At 39.9% G+C, this 467-nt stretch carries 1 protein-coding gene; it reads left to right on the top strand.

Annotated features, from left to right (window positions below; genetic code table 11):
• Positions 1-467: AMP-binding protein (locus AC1DJR_RS33325; protein ID WP_477004602.1), on the top strand; the 467-nt coding region annotated here is incomplete at both ends.

Below are 467 nucleotides of genomic sequence, written 5' to 3'. Positions count from 1 at the left end.
ATATAAAACAAGGCGACCGCGTATTATGGGTAACTGATATGGGCTGGATGATGGGACCATTTTTACTATTCGGCTCTTTAATTAATGGCGCAACAATGGTTATGTATGAAGGTGTCCCRGACTTTCCAGAAGCAGACCGCTTATGGGAGACAGTCGATAAATATGAAATTACTCATCTCGGTATTTCACCAACGTTAATCCGTGCATTAATGGCAAAAGGTGATGAATATGTAAATAAACACTCGTTAAAGAGTTTAGAAGTATTCGCATCAACAGGAGAACCTTGGAATCCAGACCCATGGATGTGGTTATTTAATACAGTTGGTAAAGGTAAAGTACCAATTTGTAACTATTCAGGTGGAACTGAAATTTCAGGTGGGATTTTCGGGAATGTCCTAATTAAGCCGATCGCACCGATTAGTTTTAACGCATCTTTACCAGGAATGGCAGCGGTTGTACTTGATGAT

This window comes from Bacillus sp. 05T31 (assembly GCF_056396725.1).
Note: the sequence above shows the minus strand (reverse complement) of the source record. Positions and strands in the feature narration are given on the sequence as shown.